Annotated in this window: 17 protein-coding genes; 14 read left to right on the forward strand and 3 right to left on the reverse strand. The window is 37.7% G+C overall.

Going from position 1 to position 17263, the window contains the following annotated elements; genetic code table 11:
- Positions 1-235: 235 nt before the first annotated feature.
- From cls to ACNHOZ_RS16505, 7 genes are all read left to right on the forward strand, one after another.
- Positions 236-1738, forward strand: coding sequence for a cardiolipin synthase (gene cls, locus ACNHOZ_RS16475; protein ID WP_033578467.1), 1503 nt, complete (start codon positions 236-238; stop codon positions 1736-1738).
- 35 nt (positions 1739-1773) lie between these two features.
- Entirely contained in the window at positions 1774-2628 is an 855-nt protein-coding gene (locus ACNHOZ_RS16480) for a DUF1206 domain-containing protein (RefSeq protein WP_447697240.1), read from the forward strand.
- Between the two features lie 84 nt (positions 2629-2712).
- Positions 2713-2934, forward strand: coding sequence for a spore germination protein (locus ACNHOZ_RS16485; protein ID WP_028413997.1), 222 nt, complete (start codon positions 2713-2715; stop codon positions 2932-2934).
- 208 nt (positions 2935-3142) lie between these two features.
- Positions 3143-4597 (forward strand): LysM peptidoglycan-binding domain-containing protein, encoded by a 1455-nt coding sequence (locus tag ACNHOZ_RS16490; protein WP_231099177.1) that lies wholly within the window; start codon positions 3143-3145, stop codon positions 4595-4597.
- Between the two features lie 287 nt (positions 4598-4884).
- Positions 4885-6087: a macrolide family glycosyltransferase gene (locus tag ACNHOZ_RS16495; RefSeq protein ID WP_033578469.1), complete on the forward strand. Its 1203-nt coding sequence runs from the start codon at positions 4885-4887 to the stop codon at positions 6085-6087.
- A 44-nt stretch (positions 6088-6131) separates the two neighbouring features.
- Positions 6132-7040, forward strand: coding sequence for a UTP--glucose-1-phosphate uridylyltransferase GalU (gene galU, locus ACNHOZ_RS16500; RefSeq protein WP_063246895.1), 909 nt, complete (start codon positions 6132-6134; stop codon positions 7038-7040).
- Positions 7041-7143: 103 nt separating this feature from the next.
- Positions 7144-8355 carry an MFS transporter gene (locus ACNHOZ_RS16505; RefSeq protein WP_310884291.1) on the forward strand — a complete coding sequence of 404 codons (1212 nt, stop codon included), beginning with the start codon at positions 7144-7146 and terminating at the stop codon, positions 8353-8355.
- A gap of 36 nt (positions 8356-8391) precedes the next feature.
- Here the strand turns inward: ACNHOZ_RS16505 and ACNHOZ_RS16510 are convergent, their stop codons facing one another.
- Both ACNHOZ_RS16510 and ACNHOZ_RS16515 read right to left on the reverse strand, forming a co-directional pair.
- Positions 8392-8556 (reverse strand): hypothetical protein, encoded by a 165-nt coding sequence (locus tag ACNHOZ_RS16510; protein WP_168760487.1) that lies wholly within the window; start codon positions 8554-8556, stop codon positions 8392-8394.
- A 115-nt stretch (positions 8557-8671) separates the two neighbouring features.
- A complete protein-coding gene (locus ACNHOZ_RS16515; protein ID WP_028413992.1) occupies positions 8672-9895 on the reverse strand; it encodes an MFS transporter in 1224 nt (407 codons plus the stop codon).
- 419 nt (positions 9896-10314) lie between these two features.
- Here ACNHOZ_RS16515 and ACNHOZ_RS16520 point away from each other — a divergent pair, with 419 nt between their 5' ends.
- The 6 genes from ACNHOZ_RS16520 to ACNHOZ_RS16545 all read left to right on the forward strand — a co-directional run bounded on the left by ACNHOZ_RS16520 (position 10315) and on the right by ACNHOZ_RS16545 (position 15817).
- Entirely contained in the window at positions 10315-10686 is a 372-nt protein-coding gene (locus tag ACNHOZ_RS16520; RefSeq protein WP_028413991.1) for a thiol-disulfide oxidoreductase DCC family protein, read from the forward strand.
- Between the two features lie 147 nt (positions 10687-10833).
- Positions 10834-11754 carry an oxidoreductase gene (locus ACNHOZ_RS16525; protein ID WP_154991523.1) on the forward strand — a complete coding sequence of 307 codons (921 nt, stop codon included), beginning with the start codon at positions 10834-10836 and terminating at the stop codon, positions 11752-11754.
- Positions 11755-11934: 180 nt separating this feature from the next.
- A complete protein-coding gene (locus ACNHOZ_RS16530; protein WP_033578473.1) occupies positions 11935-12915 on the forward strand; it encodes a DUF3231 family protein in 981 nt (326 codons plus the stop codon).
- 201 nt (positions 12916-13116) lie between these two features.
- The gene (locus tag ACNHOZ_RS16535; RefSeq protein WP_447697241.1) at positions 13117-13857 is read left to right on the forward strand and encodes a DsbA family oxidoreductase; all 741 of its coding nucleotides are present in this window, start codon (positions 13117-13119) and stop codon (positions 13855-13857) included.
- A gap of 200 nt (positions 13858-14057) precedes the next feature.
- The gene (locus tag ACNHOZ_RS16540) at positions 14058-15017 is read left to right on the forward strand and encodes a S8 family peptidase (protein WP_221831780.1); all 960 of its coding nucleotides are present in this window, start codon (positions 14058-14060) and stop codon (positions 15015-15017) included.
- Positions 15014-15817: an endonuclease I family protein gene (locus ACNHOZ_RS16545; RefSeq protein ID WP_221831778.1), complete on the forward strand. Its 804-nt coding sequence runs from the start codon at positions 15014-15016 to the stop codon at positions 15815-15817. The genes ACNHOZ_RS16540 and ACNHOZ_RS16545 overlap by 4 nt, the downstream gene beginning before the upstream one ends.
- 50 nt (positions 15818-15867) lie before the next feature.
- Here ACNHOZ_RS16545 and ACNHOZ_RS16550 read toward each other — a convergent pair whose 3' ends face one another.
- Positions 15868-16329, reverse strand: a complete 462-nt coding sequence (locus tag ACNHOZ_RS16550; protein WP_033578476.1) for a MarR family winged helix-turn-helix transcriptional regulator — start codon at positions 16327-16329, stop codon at positions 15868-15870.
- A gap of 279 nt (positions 16330-16608) precedes the next feature.
- On the opposite strand from ACNHOZ_RS16550, the gene ACNHOZ_RS16555 reads away from it, so the two are divergent.
- Positions 16609-17247, forward strand: coding sequence for an HlyD family efflux transporter periplasmic adaptor subunit (locus tag ACNHOZ_RS16555; protein ID WP_221831776.1), 639 nt, complete (start codon positions 16609-16611; stop codon positions 17245-17247).
- The last annotated feature ends 16 nt before the right edge of the window (positions 17248-17263 follow it).

Consider the following 17263-nt stretch of genomic DNA (forward strand, 5'->3'; position numbering starts at 1 on the left):
GTGAAAAAACCTCCCTGTAAGGAGGTTTTTTGTTTTACCATCCAGGGTATAGGTATATGAATGATGCTTGTCTGAGGTAGTTCAGTTTAGTTGCTTAAGCGGCTAAACTGCTTTTTGTGCAAATATATGTACATTTTATGTAGCATGCATGATAAGAATTCTGTGTATTCCATATACTACCTCATATGAAAGGTAGGCAAGTGATACAATACAGTTTGTTTTTAGGAGAGCTTTTATGAAAAAACGCCGGTTGGACTTTATTTTTTTATTTATTATTTTACTTTCAATTTATGCTTTCTTTTTTACCTCTATTGATATTCATTGGAAGTATGCCTTAGTTGGATTATATGGTGTCATCATTTTCATTTGTATGTATTCACTTATGCTTGAAAATCGAACGCCTGAAAGTACGTTGGTTTGGATGTATGTCCTCTTTTTCTTCCCTGTTGCAGGCTTTTTCTTTTATTTGTATTCAGGACAGCTCTATTTAAAGGGGCATATGTTCAAAAAAAAGCGTATGCATAACCGAGAGATGCTTAGAAAGATGGCAGATAAAGAAACGACGCCTGATCTATCAACGCTTCAATCTCATCAGCGTTACTTTGCTCAGTATCTTCAATGTGTATCTTTGACAAAGATGAATGTTCATACAAAAACCTACGTCCTTAAGAATGGGCAAGAAACGTTTAACGAAATCAAAAAGCATTTGCAGTCAGCCAAACATTTTATTCATATGGAATACTACATGTTTCACTCAGATTCGTTAGGAAAAGAAATCATTGATATTTTAATTAAAAAAGCAAGCGAAGGTGTAGAAGTGCGCTTTACGTTTGATACAATGGGAAGCTTTACATTATCGGGTTCAGATATTAAGCGAATGAAGAAAGCGAATGTTAAAGTGCATCCTTTCTTACCTATTAAGTATGGATTTTTTAATCAAAAATTTAACTTTCGAAACCACCGTAAAATAGTTGTAATTGATGGGGAAGTAGGTTTTGTAGGAGGACTAAATGTAGGAGATGAGTACTTAGGGAAAAATAAAAAAATCGGTTTTTGGCGAGATACCCACCTGATGTTAAGAGGTGAATCTGTTCAAACGCTGCACTCAATTTTTATGTTTGACTGGGAATACGTTTCTGGAGAATGCTTAATTCATAATGAAGCGTATACAAAACCTCATCGTGTTGAAGGAGAAGGGTTCGTTCAGGTAGTGGCGACAGGGCCAGATACGCAGGAAAATATGAGCGACTATTATTATACAATGATTACAAGCGCGACGAAGTCAATTTGGATTTCTACCCCCTATTTTGTTCCAAACGAAGCTATAAGAACTGCTCTTCGTATTGCGGCTAGAAAAGGTGTAGAAGTACGAATTATGGTGCCGGAAATTAATGATGGCTTTCTGACTCAATATGGAACAAGATCATATTTTGCCGAACTTCTTCGATGTGGAATTGAAGTATATTCGTATAGAAAAGGATTTTTGCATCAAAAAATTGTGATTATCGACGGAGATATGGCTTCGGTCGGTACCGCAAATATGGATATGAGAAGTTTTCATCTGAACTTTGAAGTGAATGCATTTTTAATTGAGGGAGAGACGATTCAAACGCTCATTAAAAATTACGAAGAAGATATGGAAGACAGTCATTTGATCAAACCAGTAGCATTTTACAAGCGAAGCTTAGTAGAACGTTCGAAAGAGTCATTTGCTCGCTTATTTTCAGGTGTTTTATAAAATAAAGTTTGTTTTCAAAAAGCAGGAGGAAACGTATGGGTGAATCTCCATTTGTTAAAAAAGATACGTTTGGTCGAAAGTTACATCGCTTAAAAGAACGCACTAAGCCGTTTGTCGTGCGTTTTTCACGGTTTGGTCATGTAGCTCAAGGTGTGGTCTATTTTGTCATCGGTATATTAGCGATTCAGACAGCTTTCGGATTAAAAGGCGATTTAGTTACTTCTCAAGGGGCCCTACACACAATTGCAAAGCAGCCGTTTGGATTTTTAATTTTAATCGTTTTGGCAGTAGGTTTAAGTGGATATGCGTTTTGGCAAATCATTTCTGCTATTTTTGACCCTCACCACGTTGGGCATGGTGTAAAAGGCGCTTTTACTCGTTTAGGCTATTTAGTTGTAGCCACGTTTTATATTAGTCTTTGTGTGAGTTCGGTAAAAATTTTGCTTCATGCTCACGTTCATACGTCAGGTAAGCATTATCAAACGGTATCAGCCAAGCTGTTATCTTATCCCTTTGGGCAAACCATCATTACGCTTACAGGTATCGGCGTTATTATCTTTGGGATTGGACAAGTATATTGGGCTCTTTCAGGACGCTTCCTAAAAAAACTAAAGAAAAACGAAATGTCAAAAGAAGAGTGGCGATGGAGCGGGCATATTGGAAAAGCGGGTATTATTGCTCGAAGTATCGTCTTTGGGATTATTGGCTTCTTTCTTATTCGCACGGCTCTTCAAGCGGATCCAGACGAAACGAAAGGGTTAGATGGAGCCCTTGCTGAAGTAGCGCAGCGTCCTTTTGGGTCTGTACTGCTGGCTATCGTATCAATCGGGCTTATGGCATACGGAGTATATATGTTTGCAGAATCAAGGTATAAACGAATTGATCCTTAATAAAATTAAAAAGATGAAAAAGCTACTTTTTAGCCTTCTGCTCATATCATATAGCAGATAGATAGTGAACAGGAGGAGAGGCAGATGCCATCGGTAGTAGGAGCCGTAAATATCTCGAATGTATTGGTTTCATCTTCAGTGGAGTTTGGTGATTGTCTGGCTATTAAGCCAAAGAGTACAGCTTTTACAACAGTCGGTTCTGGTAGCGGGAACACAGGAAACTTTATGAATATTACAAGCAGTGCCAGTACCGCCAATACAATTGATATGGATATTAACGATCAAAATGTAGTGGGAAATGCATAAGAAACGAAAGCTTATCGTCATCGGACGGTAAGTTTTTTTATTTGAGTTTGACGTATACCCAGACGTTTCTTTACCACAATGTACCTCTAGGATTCTATCTTATAGGAGTAGTAAACTAGACAGGTGATGTCAAAAAGTGGGGAGGCGAGATTATCAAATGAAGAAAATATGTATGAGCCTACTTATTCTCTGTCTTTTCAGTGGAGGATTGGCCCCAATAAGTAAAGGAGACGCTGCTTCTTCAGTAGGCACTGTCAAAGGTGATAATGTAAATGTGTATCGTTCTCCATCTTTACATTCTTCGGTTGTTCAGACAGTGAAAAAAGGAGAAGAATTTCCTGCTATTTCATCTGAAGCGGGAGATGCAGCTCAAGTTATCACCCATAAAGTAGTGCCAGGAAATACACTATGGCTACTAGCTAAACAATATGGTGTAACAGTCAGCGAGCTAATAAAACAAAATCAGCTAAAAACGACGGAGCTAACTCCGGGGCAAACGCTGAAAATACCACCAAAAGGCTTGTTACATAAAGTAGTATCAGGAGATACGCTTTGGAAAATCTCTGTAAAGTACGGTGTAAAAGCGACTGAATTAACAAAGTTAAATCAGCTATCATCAACAAATATTAAGCCTGGACAAATGCTTATTATTCCTGATTACTATGTACAAGTACAGCTTTTGGAAGGGAAAAAGGGCTGGATCAAAAAATCTGATTTAGCACAAAAGAAGCATCAGCCAGTAGTTATGGGCTGGAGCTTTAATGAAAAAACAGCAGGCTATGCAGAATCGATGAAACAAAAGAACTTAGACGTTGTTTCACCACGCTGGTTTACGCTAACGCGGAGTGACAAAGTTGTTTCATCTTCTATAAATCCATCGTATGTTCAAACGGCTCACAAAAACGGCAAAAAAGTCTGGCCGCTCATCGGTAACAATTTCGATGATGTGCTGACAAGTGACGTCCTAGGCAATAAAGCAAAGCGGCAAAAGCTTGTATCGTCAGTCGAAAGTTCGCTTGTGAAAACAAACAGTGACGGTATTAACGTTGACTTTGAAAATATTAATATCAAAAACAAACAAGATTTTGTTTTATTTATTAAAGAATTAAAAGCAGCGTTAAAGCCTCATGGTATGGCCGTTTCAGTAGACGTAACACGAGAGAATAATGATCCGTTTTGGTCAGGAAGCTTTGATCGAAAACAGATTGGTCAAGTAGCAGATTACGTCATTATGATGGGTTATGAAGAACACTGGGGAGGAAGTCAGGTTCCAGGGTCTGTGGCTTCGCTGCCTTGGGTGAAAGAAGGAACAGAACTTCTTATGAAAGATGTACCTGCACACAAAATCCTGCTGGGAGTTCCTTTTTATACGCGAGAATGGAAAACGGATCTATCTACCAAAAAAGTTGTCACAAAAGACTTAACGATGAAAGAAGCCGAAGCAATTATCTCTTCTAAAAAGTTAACTAAAAAATGGGACAGCCAAGCCTCTCAGTACTATGTAGAATACACCGAAAATGGTACGAAGCATCAAATATGGCTCGAAGACAAAGCATCTATGCAGCGCCGGGTTAAATTAATTAATGACTATCATTTAGGCGGGGCGGCAGCTTGGTATATTGGTTCAGAAACATCAGATATATGGGAGTTATATAACTTCTAAATAAAAAACACACCTTATGCTTAATGTAGCTAGGTGTGTTTTTTATTTTCATCATATTGAAGCGCATACATCTATTTACAAACAAGATAAATTTTACAATATTTGTTTTTCTTGAGTTAATTTATAACTATATTCCAAAATGAGCCTATTTAACCTTTTTTTAGTTGAAAACGCTTAATGACTTTACGATAAAGATAATTTATAGTAAATTCAGTTTCTATACAATAAATTCACCAAATGAATAATTAAGTGGTTTAATTATTAACTAATTGAAAGGAATGGATGTTATGGGAAATGTATTAGTAATAGGCTTTCCAGGTGAAGGACATGTGAACCCTTCTTTAGGAATTGTAAAAGAATTAATGGCTCAAGGGGAGAAGGTCGTCTATTACGGCATTGAAGACTATGCTGAAAAAATCCGAAAAGCAGGAGCGGAATTTCGTGAATACGAAGATTTTCGTCCAAGTCTTGATATGAGCAACCGTATGACCAAAGAAGAGTCTTATGACCGCTATGAAATAATGAATTTGTTTTTAAATGAATCTGAAAATATTATTACTAAAATTATGAGTGAAACGAAACATGAAACATATGATTATGTACTTTATGATTATCACCTTTTAGCAGGTTCCGCTGTGGCCGACCTTCTTCAGCTTCCAAAGGTTTCTCTATGTACGACGTTTGCGTTAAATAAGGAGTTAGCAACTTGTATGATGCCAAGTGGTCAAACAGAACCTGACCAATCTTCCTTTTATCCTCAATTCGAAAAATCATTAAATAAGTTCAACAGCCAATATAATACGGAGTTAAAAGACTCCATGGACATTATGTCAAATCCAGGGGATATTACGTTAATATTTACGTCAGAATTCTTTCAGCCGCACGTATCTGAATTTACGAGTGAGTACAAGTTTATTGGTCCTTCAATTGTTAAACGATTAGATATTGAAGATCCTTCTTACTTACAAAATGAAAATGAAAAAATTATTTTTGTTTCTATGGGAACTATTTTTAATCAGCAGCTAGAAATCTATAACTTATGTATAGAAGCATTAAAAGATTTTGAGGGTAAAGTTATTTTATCTATTGGTAAAAATACAAAACCTGAAGAATTAGCACACATTCCAGAAAACTTCGTTGTAAAACAATACGTACCGCAGCTAGAAATTTTAAAACGTGCGGATTTATTTATTACTCACGGCGGAATGAACAGCAGCAGTGAAGGATTATACTACGATACACCGCTTGTCGTTATTCCAATGGCAGTGGATCAATTTATGGTGGGCGATCGCGTGCAGGAGTTAGGAGCAGGCGTGAAATTAGATAAAAATAATGTATCTGCTGAGCTCATCAAAAATACAGTTAACGACGTTTTAACTACTCACACATATAAACAGCATGCACAACAAATCGGAGAATCACTTCGCTCAGCGGGAGGATACAAGCAAGGTGTGAAAGAAATTTTCAAGATGGTGCCTGTTAAAGCGTAATAGATGTAAGACAGCTAGATAACTAACAGAGAGGAGTAAATCATATGCAGACTATAAAAAAAGCAGTTATACCAGCAGCAGGGTTAGGTACTCGTTTTTTACCCGTTACAAAATCTATCCCAAAAGAAATGCTTCCAATTGTAAATAAGCCCGTCATTCAATTTATTGTGGAAGAAGCCTTAAAATCAGGCATCGAAGATATTTTAATTGTTACAGGAAACGGAAAACAAGCGATTGAAAATCATTTTGACCATAATATTCAATTAGAACACTTGCTTCATCAAAAAGGAAAGACCGAACTATTAGAGGAAATGGAGCATATCTCTGAACTAGCGAATATTCATTACGTTCGTCAAAAAGAAATGAGGGGCCTTGGCCATGCGATTGGCTGTGCTCGACAATTTATTGGAAACGAACCGTTTGCAGTTTTACTTGGAGATGACTTAACAGACCCAGATCAGCCTTGTTTAAAACAGCTGATTGACCAGTATACCCAAACGGGATCGTCGGTTATCGGCGTGCAGCGCGTAGAGGAAGAAGCCGTTCATCGTTACGGGATTATAGATCCAAAAGCAAATAAAAACCGATTATACGAAGTGAATGGTTTTGTAGAAAAACCATCAGTCGAAGAAGCTCCGTCTAATTTAGGAATTATTGGACGCTATGTATTTACACCTGACATTTTTGATTATCTTGAAACGCAGGAAGCTGGAAAAGGTGGGGAGATTCAGCTAACGGATGCTATTCAGCGTATGAATATAGACCGTTCTATTTATGCTTACGAATTCGAAGGCGAACGTTATGATGCAGGGGAAAAATTAGATTTTATTTTTACGACCCTTGCTTTTGCGTTAAAAGATGAAGAATTAAAAGCACCTCTTTTAACTAAATTCAAAGAGCTGATTAACAAGGAAGAACAAAAAGAAAAAATTGCTGTACAAATTGGAAAATAACCTTCATTTACACACCTTTCTTCTACTGTTTCTTGAAGAAAGGTGCGTTTTTTTGCGAAAATGGAACGTTTGACAGCTGGATAGAAAGGGTTGAAATGAGTTTATGTCGAAAGCAGAAAATTCGTTTGTATCAGGCATAAAGATTGTATTTACAGACCGGGATTTTCGAACGATTTTTATTTCATTATTTATTATTGGGTTGTCTGTTGGCGGCTTTATGCCTTATTTAACGGTTTGGGCAACAAATACATTGCACGCCACTTCGTTTCAAGCAGGATTTTTATTTGTCCCAATGAGCATTCTTGGTTTAATCGTCTCGTTTTATTTGGCTTCTTTATCAGACAAATGGGGAAAACGAAAGCCATTTATTATTTGGGCATTACTGATTGGAACCATTTCAAGAGTTCCCTTAGCGTTTACGCATTCTTATACAATAGCACTCATTTTACTTGCTATAGGAGGGTTTAATGCGTTTTCTTTTTTCTTTGCTCTGCTGAATGATTTTATTATTAAAAAGGAAGAAAGTAAATTGCAGGCAGGTACGATTACCGGTACTGTGCGAATGGCATTTTCACAAGGCTATATTTTTGGACCGATGCTCGGAGCTTTAATCATTGACCACGGAGGGTATACTCTTTTATTTTTACTATCAGGGTTGTTATCGCTGGCAACTTTAGTGTGGGTTCTTTTTGCGCTTAAAGAAGACAGTATGCCTCAACCTTCAGCACATGCATCTTCAAAAGCGCCAGCTGGTATACCTTCTGTATTAATAGCTGTATTCGTAGCAGCTCTTTTCATTTTTGCGGGTGATTCCGGACGTTCTATGTATTTGCCGCTGTATATAACGGATACGTTAAAGCAATCCGTTTCGATTGTAGGAATTCTTTTTACCGTTACGTCTGTTTTTGAACTAATATTTATGCCGTTAGGAGGCTATTTTTCTGATAAAATCGGAGTCAAACGCTTCTTTGTTATCGGCATAGCTTGCCAAGTGCTTTATTTTGTTTTAACAAGCCTTCATTTACCGCTGAGTGGATTGATTGCGCTTCAAGTATTTTATGCTTTCATTCTATCCGCTACAATGGGAGTTGGCATGGTGTATGCTCAGTCACTGGCCCCGCGTCAAATTGGACTAGCCACGACGGCATATATGACAGCTATACAAACTTCAGCAGTTGTCAGCAGCTTAGCTATGGGGTCACTAGTTAGCGTGATTCCGTTGCCTTCTACTTTTTACATTTTAGCTGTTTTTGCGGTTGTTTCAGGTGTAATGTTTCTATTGATGAAGCAAAAATCAGCTGAGGAAGTGAGCTGAAAAGTTAAGAAGAGGTTGAGATATTACCAAATTAATCTAATCTAAAGACAAACAAATAGTATGCATGAGCTGCACTGCTTGTGACACCGCAGTTGATTTCCGTGCAAGTCTTCGCTTTCCGCGGGTGGCCGATGAGCCTCCTTGCGGGGTCTCATCTGTTCCACTTTCCCCGCAGGAGTCTTCGCCTTGCCCTCCAATCAACTGCTAGAAGGACCTAAAGAAATGACACATACGTTCACCATAACAAAAAACGAACCATTCATTAATGGTTCGTTTTTTTTACTTTCTCTAAAATACTTTTGCCTCAGCCTCTTTTTTATGAGGCTGTTTCTTGAATTTGTTCGCGGGGCTTTTTATTTAAAATTTTGCGGTAGCGGTAATTAACAAAAGCCGCCGCCGCCATACCTACTACTGAAAGCATCGCATCAAAGATAAAGATAATTGAAATATGTCCCGTTTTAGACATGAGCCCTGTTGCTAAAGGCAATAAAATTGCAGCTAATCCAGCAGCGGTCGCTACAATTCCTGTAACCGTTCCTTTTTTGTTCCAGAAAAGCTCAGTCATAACGGTAATCGCTAATTGAAAGACCCCAGCCGTAGAAAATCCCATGAAAAAAGCAGCTGCAATTGCAATAGCAGGTACTTTAACAAATAGAAGCGTAAGTACAGCGATAAGGGTAATCATCGGGTAAACGAGAATAACCGTTACAGGACGAAGCACTTTGCTTAATAATACGGCTAATACTAAAACAGAGATTAAAGCTCCGATGCTGTAGTAGCTTAAAAGGCGAACCGAGCTGCTTTCAGCCATACCTAATACTTGTTGACCATAAGTAGGAAGCCAAATTTGAGCCACTGTAAACAGAGCTGTAGAAGTAAATCCAATCACAATAAGAGCGATTCCTTCTTGTTTCATGTTAGGAGGAGAGATAAATTTATTCTCTTCTGTACTTTGCTGTTGAACTGTATTCTGTTCGCGTTTATGATTGGGAAAAGGCAGTTTGAACATAAAGATCATATTTAGTAAATAAATAAGAGCGGGAAGGAAAAAAGCATACCCATAAAACAAATCACGATCCGCAAAAAAGGCAATCATAAACGGCAGAAGCGCTGCACCAGCTGATATAAATGCTTTTACAAGAACACTGGCTGAACCTGAAGATTTAGGAAAAACTTCAATCAAAGCAGGGTATGTTCCAGCGTCCATAGCAGAGTTTGCAATACCAGCAATAATGGCAAAGATAAAGGCTGTTTGATAATTTGGCGATAATGGAATGCCAATTAAGAAAATAGCCATCGTCAGAGACGAAACAATAATCAAAGGTTTTCGTCCGACTTTATCAGACAAGATGCCTGATAGAGAATATGAAAGCAATTTTCCAATTCCGATAGCAGAAATGATATAGCTGATTCCAGCACCGTCGGTATTTAATTGTTTTGTCAAAAATGACATATTTGATGCAAGCATGATATTGACCATGCCAAGTAGAAAATAGTTAATATACATACCTGAAGCTGACAGCATGTACTTATTTTTCATCGTTTACACATCCTTACGTAAAAAAGCTTATATGAAATGGATAAAAGTAATCACCCAGCCCTCCTTTTTTCATCGTTATTTATAAACCTACTTCCATGATAAGTTTATGAAGACATTACCTTTACCTTTTATCATTGGATTTATTCAGTTCTTTTTAGTATGCGACTAAATGCATGCATCTAGTGCTTCAAATCAATATGAAATCTATTCTAACATGTTTTTAGCGCTTTAAACCAAAAAAGTGATATTTTATAAAAAAATCCTATCTTCTTTCGCGGCTTCACAAAAGAAACTCCACAAAAAATGTTCGCTTTAAAGCCAGGCTGCACAAGAAGTGCCTCTTAATGATGGTTATTAAAAATGAGAAAAGGGTATTTATAAACTAAGGAAAAAGAAAGAAGGGAAGAAAGGTGGAAACAATGAAGCACAAAGTATTTTTTGATGCGGAATGTCCTTTATGTTACAACGTAAAAAAAATAATTAAAGCGCTGGACTGGACGAACCAAATCCAGTGGATTCCAGTTCAATACATTGAACGAACAGAGTATAGCTACTTAAAAGAAGAAGGAAGAGACTTATATGATCAAATTCATATGGTCACCAAAAAAGGGGAAGTATTAGCAGGATTTGAAACGGTCAGACGGCTTTTAGCTGTTTTGCCTCTTACCTGTCCAATCGGCGTGCTTCTGCATTTACCATTAATGAAAAAAGCGTTTAGTCCGCTATACAAATGGATATCCACAAACAGGTACGACTGGTTTGGGCGCTACGATTCGCCGCGAACCACATAAACATATAAAAAGGACAAGCTTTTTAAAAGCTTGTCCCTTTTGTTTTGAAGACATTATAATTTATACATACTTTAATTTCTAAAAACGTATGTGACCGAGACGCGTAAATTCTAGAAAAGCAGCTATAGCTGAAAGGGAGAACTTTATATGAAAACAAAATGGACAGCTGAACGAATGCCTGATCTAACGGGGAAAACTGCCCTTATAACGGGAGGAAACAGCGGTATTGGGTTTGAAGCTGCAAAGGCTCTAGCAGCTCGCGGAGCAGAAATCATTCTGGCTGTGCGTAATGAAGCAAAAGGGAAAGAAGCTAAGAAAAGAATTAAAGCAGATAACGGAAATGCTAAAGTGACTATTATGTCATTAGATCTTAGTGACTTGAGCTCTATTCGGCATTTTGCCAATCAATTTCTTCAACAATACTCGTCTTTGGATCTTCTCATTAATAATGCAGGCGTGATGGTGCCGCCTCACAGCAAAACGAAAGACGGATTTGAACTGCAGTTTGGCTGTAATCATTTAGGACATTTTGCACTTACGGGCTTGCTGCTTCCTTTACTAACGGCCACTCCACATTCACGTGTCGTAACGGTAAGCAGTATAGCCGCTAATTCTGGAGAAATCTATTTTGATAATCTCGACGGAGAAAAAGGCTATAGTCCAATGAAGTTCTATAGACAAAGCAAACTCGCCAACCTATTGTTTGCCAAAGAATTGCAAACTCGCTTAGAAGCAGCCGGATCAACGACAATTAGTGCCGCTGTACATCCGGGTATTTCAAATACAAACCTATTATCACGCGGTTCAGGCAAAGAACCAAACGGCTTGTTGAAATTTTTAGTCAAGCTATTTAGTCAATCTGCAGAAATGGGCGCGCTGCCTACTCTTTATGCAGCCACTGAATCAATAGAAGGCGGTACATATATTGGGCCAGACGGAAAAGATGCTAAAAAAGGATATCCTGTAAAAGATATGATGGGAGATGTTTTATTTAAACCGGACGTAGCGGAAAAACTATGGAGCGTATCTGAGGACTTAACAGGTGTTGAGTACTCGTTTCGTGCTTAAGATAAAAAACAGTTCTGTAAGTGCGGAGCTGTTTTTTTGTTGCTCAAAAACTATAGATCAGCAGGTTAAATAAAAAAAAGAATGTTGGATAGCATAATGGTAAGTAAACGTACAATGAGTATGTTCTCTTTTGAGCGATAAAAGCACTCAACAAAGCTCAAGAAGCGGAGGAAAGTAACAGTGCCTGACAAACCTAGTATTACCTCAAGTGAAATTGGAACGCTGTGGATGACATATCAGCAGAAAACGTTAATCATTTGCTTGTTGGATTATATGATTGAACATGCAGACGATGAAGATGCTAAAACAATTATGACAGATTTGCGTGAGCAGCTTATTATATACATACGAAAGATAAAAACAATATTTGAAAAAGAAGGAGCCGTAGTGCCAACCGGGCTTTCATCTCAAGACGTAAACATACAGGCTCCAAAACTATTTACTAATGGATTTGATATTATGTTTCTTCGTGTTATTAAAGAAATTAGTATGGGGATGTATACATTAAGTTTAGGTAAGGCCTACAGAGAAGATGTGGTGAAATTTTATCAAGATTTAACAAAGATTACGCAACATTGTTATGATTCCTGTACGCAGTATTTACTGAAAAAAGGGATTTTATCACGTCCACCCTATATTCCGATGCCAACCACTGTTGAGTTTGTTTCTGACAGAAAATATTTGAGCGGCTTAAATGTATTTGCGGATAAAAGAGTATTAAATACGATGGAGCTAGCTCAGCTTTATCACGGGGTCGAAACAAACATTGTGGGGATGAAGTTAATGAAGGCTTTTTCTCAAACGGCTAAAGATACCGAAGTCAAAAAGCATTTTTTGAAAGGAAAAGAGCTCAGTAAAAAGATTATTACGCGTCTAGAAGAAATAATTATACAAGACGATATTTCACCTTCTGTTGCCTCAACAGGAAGCATCACGACTTCTGAAACGCCTGCTTTTTCTGATCGTTTGATGCTGACATGCGATATTTTACTAAGTAATTTTAGTATTGGAAGTCAGGCATTTGGAGCAGCATTTAGTTTTCGAAGAGATATTGTGGCTAAAATGATGCTGATAGGAGAAGATGCGTTTCAATATGCAAGCGAAGCGACGGAAATTATGATTAAAAAAGGCTGGCTTGAAGTTCCACCAAGTATTGATTAGCTAATATGAAAATACGTATTTACATGATGATCTTTTAAAAGCAATGAATTTAAAATAAGTGAGATAAAAACACGGTGCTGATTCAATACACTTAGTATGTAAATCAACACCGTGTTTTTTGCTTTGTTTGAGCAAGTTATGATGGAAATTCTTCAAAGGTATGCTACGATAAGAATTATCTTGAATTGAAGAGGTGTCACGATGAAAATAGAAGTTTGGTCAGATTTTGTCTGTCCTTTTTGTTATATTGGAAAGCGTCGATTTGAGCAAGCGCTTCAGCAGTTTGCACACAAAGATGACGTGCAGGTTGAATTTAAAAGCTTTGAGCTAGATCCAAATGCTTCAGTTAATACTGGTAAAACGATTAATGAAGCTCTTGCTGCTAAATATGGAATGACCATTGAACAAGCAAAGCAGGCAAATGAAGGGATCGGACAGCAGGCAGCTGGTGTGGGATTATCCTTTAATTTTGACGATATGAAGCCAACTAATACGTTTGACGCTCATCGTTTAGCTAAATTTGCAAAAGCTCAAGGAAAAGAAGCAGCTATTACAGAAAAACTCTTATATGCATATTTTACTGAATCAAAACATCTAGGTGAAGAAGAGACGCTGATTGCTGTTGCAGAAGATGCAGGTCTTGACCGAGAAGAAGCACGTCAAATTCTCGCAGATAAAAACGCATATGCAAATGAAGTCCGCAGTGATGAAGCAACGGCTCAGCAATATGGTATTAGCGGTGTTCCATATTTTGTTGTTAATCAAAAATATGCGATTTCAGGTGCACAGCCAGTCGAAACATTTGTAGGGGCTCTCCAACAAGTATGGGAAGAAGAAAATCCGACTCCCGCTTTGAAGAGTCTTTCTCCAGAAGGCGCAGATGATGCCTTTTGTGCAGATGGGCAATGTGCCGTTCCTGATTCCTCTAAAAACCAACAATAAACAAAAAGCAGAGGCGGAAATTTCGCTTCTGCTTTTTGTTTATTTTTTTAAAAAATCACAAAAATACAAACATGTGTTCTGTTTTTGTGTTATAATAAGTTTAGAAGCAACAAACCTCGATGAGTAAGCTCCAAAAATAAGCGATTAAAAGTGATCCCACCATGAACTAGCTTCCATTTAATCCTGCAGGGGGAATCTGAATGAAGAGCAAAGTGCGCATTATCCCATTTCAAGTAGTTGAACAATTAAGTCAATTTAATGAAGTCCCACAAGGAGTGGCTCTAATTGGAGCAGAGGAAGTATGGAAGCAAACAAAAGGACAGGGAATAACCGTAGCGGTTTTGGATACTGGCTGTGAGGTTACACACCCAGATTTGCAGGAGCGAATTATTGGAGGAAGAAATTTTACGCACGATGATCAGCAAAATCCTGATGTTTATCAAGACTATAGTGGTCACGGTACTCACGTAGCAGGCACAATTGCAGCAGCGCATAATGGAGCGGGCGTTGTAGGAGTGGCTCCTGAGGTGAATTTACTTATTCTGAAAGTACTTGATGGGAATGGTTCAGGTCAATATGAATGGATTATTCAAGGTATTACCTACGCCATCCAGCAAAAAGTAGATATCATTTCAATGTCACTTGGAGGTCCGGCCGATGTACCTGAACTGCATGAAGCGATTCAGGATGCTGTTGATCAGAATATTTTAGTTGTCTGCGCAGCGGGAAATGAAGGAGATGGAGAAAGCTCCACAGATGAGTTTGCATACCCAGGCTCATATAATGAAGTGATTAGCGTAGGAGCGGTTGATCTAAAGAAACGTTCTTCGATATTTTCCAACTCAAACAATGAAGTGGACGTAGTGGCTCCGGGAGAGAAGATCATATCAACCTACTTGAATGGAAAGTATGCCGCACTGAGCGGAACTTCTATGGCCACGCCTCACGTGGCGGGAGCTTTGGCATTGATAAAAGTTCTTTCAAATGAAACGTTTGGAAGAGAACTTACAGAACCAGAGCTTTACGCACAGTTAATCAGAAGAACACTTCCATTAAATGAATCACCAAGAGAAGTAGGAAACGGGTTTGTGCACTTGACCATTGTTGAAAAGCTATTGCGTGAAATTCAACGTCAAATGACTTCAGAGGTGATGGGATGAAAAGCAGTTTAGATATATTAATGGTGGAAAAACAGCAGGCAAAAGCCCTTTATCACGAATACGTAAACAAACGAAGCTATTATGATGAAAAGACGGATGAAGAGAGTAAAAATCTTTATTATCGAGGTACTCTCTTTGAAAGAGAAGCCATGCAAGCTTTGTTAACGGAAACGCATCAGCATTTGCTGAGTTATTCGCCGCATAAATATGTATATCCATGGGTGGATCTACAGGAGAATGGAGAGCTGAAGAGTCTGTATTCAGGGAAAGGTATGGATCCGTTAGAAGCGATACAGCAAGATATTGATGCACTTCAGTCGCTTAGTCACTCATCTGTTTCAAGCAATGATATACTGCTAAACTGTGAGCACGTTGTCCCACAATCTTGGTTTGGAAAACAAGAGCCTATGAGAGGCGATTTGCATCATTTGTTTGCGTGTGAACCTTCTTGTAACAGCCGAAGAGGTAATTCCTCTTATATTGACTTCCCGGATTATACACCGGAAGTTAAGCAATCAGATGTGAAAGAAGGGTGCGGCAAATCAGAAAAAGGTAAGTTTGAACCCGAATATGGAAAAGGAATTGTCGCTCGAGCTACGCTTTATTTTTTAATTCGCTATCATAATAAAATTGACTTTTCACGAGTAGATCTTCCTCTTTTACTAAAATGGCATGAAGAATTTACCGTTTCACTTTATGAAAAACATCGCAATGCAGCAATTTTTGAATTGCAAGGCAACCGAAATCCTTTTATCGATTTTCCTGACAAAGCAGCTACATTAATGAATTCGGCTTTCTAAAATAAAAAAGGAGCTCCGTTTCTATTCGAAACGGAGCTCCTTTAGGTATCCTAATAAGAAAATCCATATTTATCGCTCAAAAGGGCATCCATTTTATTTAACAAGCGAAAATATTCTTCTTGTTCTTCTACAGTTAGAGCTGCTAGCATATCTTTTAAAAATACATTTCGCTTCTCTGTAATCATTGAAACAAGCTGTTTGGATTCATCGGTCAATGAAACCCACACGACTCTCCGGTCTTTTTCGTCTCGCACGCGCTGAATGAGAGATTCTTCTTCCAATTGATTTAATAAGCTAGTTGTAGCGCCCGAAGTTAAGTGAAGTTTATTTGAAATATCTGCCACCATATACTTTGTACCGCTGGCAATGTAGTTTAAGATATAAAATTTAGTGGGTGTTAAGTGATAAGGCTGCGTTTTTAATGTTTCTTCGACCAAATGTCGCATATATTGAAAAAAAGATGTGTTAATTTGATAAAGGTGTTCAATTTTTGATTCTACATTGTTATCCATGCTAGCTTCCATCTCCTTGTACACTACGGACATATATAAACTAACTCTAAAATAAAATGAAACAATTGTAAAGGATGGAAACGATTATCTTTAACCCCCATTATTATTTTTAAATTAATATCTTTACGAAAAAATATCTTTATGATAAAGTTATTTAGGTAGTTAACCAAATGGATGATTATAAAGAAACATATCTCCTAATAGATGGAGATAATATCTTTATGAAAAAGCTATATAAAAAAGTAGTTTTATTAGTGAAGTATTAAGGAGGAGTAATGAATGTCTAGAAGTCGCTTAATGGTAACAAATTTTATTGGAATCATCGTTATTTTAGCTTTATTAATTGGAGGAGGATATTATTACGTTCAAAAATCCAACTATATTACAACGGATAACGCTAAAGTATCTGGAGATGTATACAACGTAGTTGCACCTGCAGCAGGTAAGGTAGCAAGCTGGACAGTGGAAGAAGGAAATGATGTATCAAAAGATGCTGAAATTGCTAAGATTCAAGCTGAAAAAGGCTCTGTAGCTGCTACAGTACCAGCAGATGGAAAAATTATTCAAACAAATGTAAAAGAAAATCAAATGGTTCAAGCTGGACAGCAAATTGCAACCGAAGTAGATATGAAAGATCTATTTATCGTAGCGAATATCAAAGAGGATCAGATTAAGGATATTAAAGAGGGCGACGATGTAGATGTAACAGTAGATGGAGACAGTAGTACAAAAATTGACGGTAAAGTTGAAGAAGTGGGATATGCAACTAATTCACTTTCATCTTTAACATCGAACTCAAGCTCAGATGGAAACTACACAAAAGTATCTCAAACGGTTCCTGTAAAAATCTCTATTTCTAATTATTCAGAGCATGTGCTACCAGGAATGAACGCTGAAGTAAAAATTTCAAAAGACTAATTCTTACTACAACAGT

The organism is Priestia sp. D51, assembly GCF_053345675.1.

What these genes read in the sequence shown, in the direction of transcription:
- cls (WP_033578467.1), top strand. Translation starts at nt 236, where the DNA reads ATGAAAAAACGCCGGTTGGACTTTATTTTTTTATTTATTATTTTACTT.
- ACNHOZ_RS16480 (WP_447697240.1), top strand. Translation starts at nt 1,774, where the DNA reads ATGGGTGAATCTCCATTTGTTAAAAAAGATACGTTTGGTCGAAAGTTA.
- ACNHOZ_RS16485 (WP_028413997.1), top strand. Translation starts at nt 2,713, where the DNA reads ATGCCATCGGTAGTAGGAGCCGTAAATATCTCGAATGTATTGGTTTCA.
- ACNHOZ_RS16495 (WP_033578469.1), top strand. Translation starts at nt 4,885, where the DNA reads ATGGGAAATGTATTAGTAATAGGCTTTCCAGGTGAAGGACATGTGAAC.
- galU (WP_063246895.1), top strand. Translation starts at nt 6,132, where the DNA reads ATGCAGACTATAAAAAAAGCAGTTATACCAGCAGCAGGGTTAGGTACT.
- ACNHOZ_RS16505 (WP_310884291.1), top strand. Translation starts at nt 7,144, where the DNA reads ATGTCGAAAGCAGAAAATTCGTTTGTATCAGGCATAAAGATTGTATTT.
- ACNHOZ_RS16515 (WP_028413992.1), bottom strand. Translation starts at nt 9,895, where the DNA reads ATGAAAAATAAGTACATGCTGTCAGCTTCAGGTATGTATATTAACTAT.
- ACNHOZ_RS16520 (WP_028413991.1), top strand. Translation starts at nt 10,315, where the DNA reads ATGAAGCACAAAGTATTTTTTGATGCGGAATGTCCTTTATGTTACAAC.
- ACNHOZ_RS16525 (WP_154991523.1), top strand. Translation starts at nt 10,834, where the DNA reads ATGAAAACAAAATGGACAGCTGAACGAATGCCTGATCTAACGGGGAAA.
- ACNHOZ_RS16535 (WP_447697241.1), top strand. Translation starts at nt 13,117, where the DNA reads ATGAAAATAGAAGTTTGGTCAGATTTTGTCTGTCCTTTTTGTTATATT.
- ACNHOZ_RS16540 (WP_221831780.1), top strand. Translation starts at nt 14,058, where the DNA reads ATGAAGAGCAAAGTGCGCATTATCCCATTTCAAGTAGTTGAACAATTA.
- ACNHOZ_RS16545 (WP_221831778.1), top strand. Translation starts at nt 15,014, where the DNA reads ATGAAAAGCAGTTTAGATATATTAATGGTGGAAAAACAGCAGGCAAAA.
- ACNHOZ_RS16550 (WP_033578476.1), bottom strand. Translation starts at nt 16,329, where the DNA reads ATGGATAACAATGTAGAATCAAAAATTGAACACCTTTATCAAATTAAC.
- ACNHOZ_RS16555 (WP_221831776.1), top strand. Translation starts at nt 16,609, where the DNA reads ATGTCTAGAAGTCGCTTAATGGTAACAAATTTTATTGGAATCATCGTT.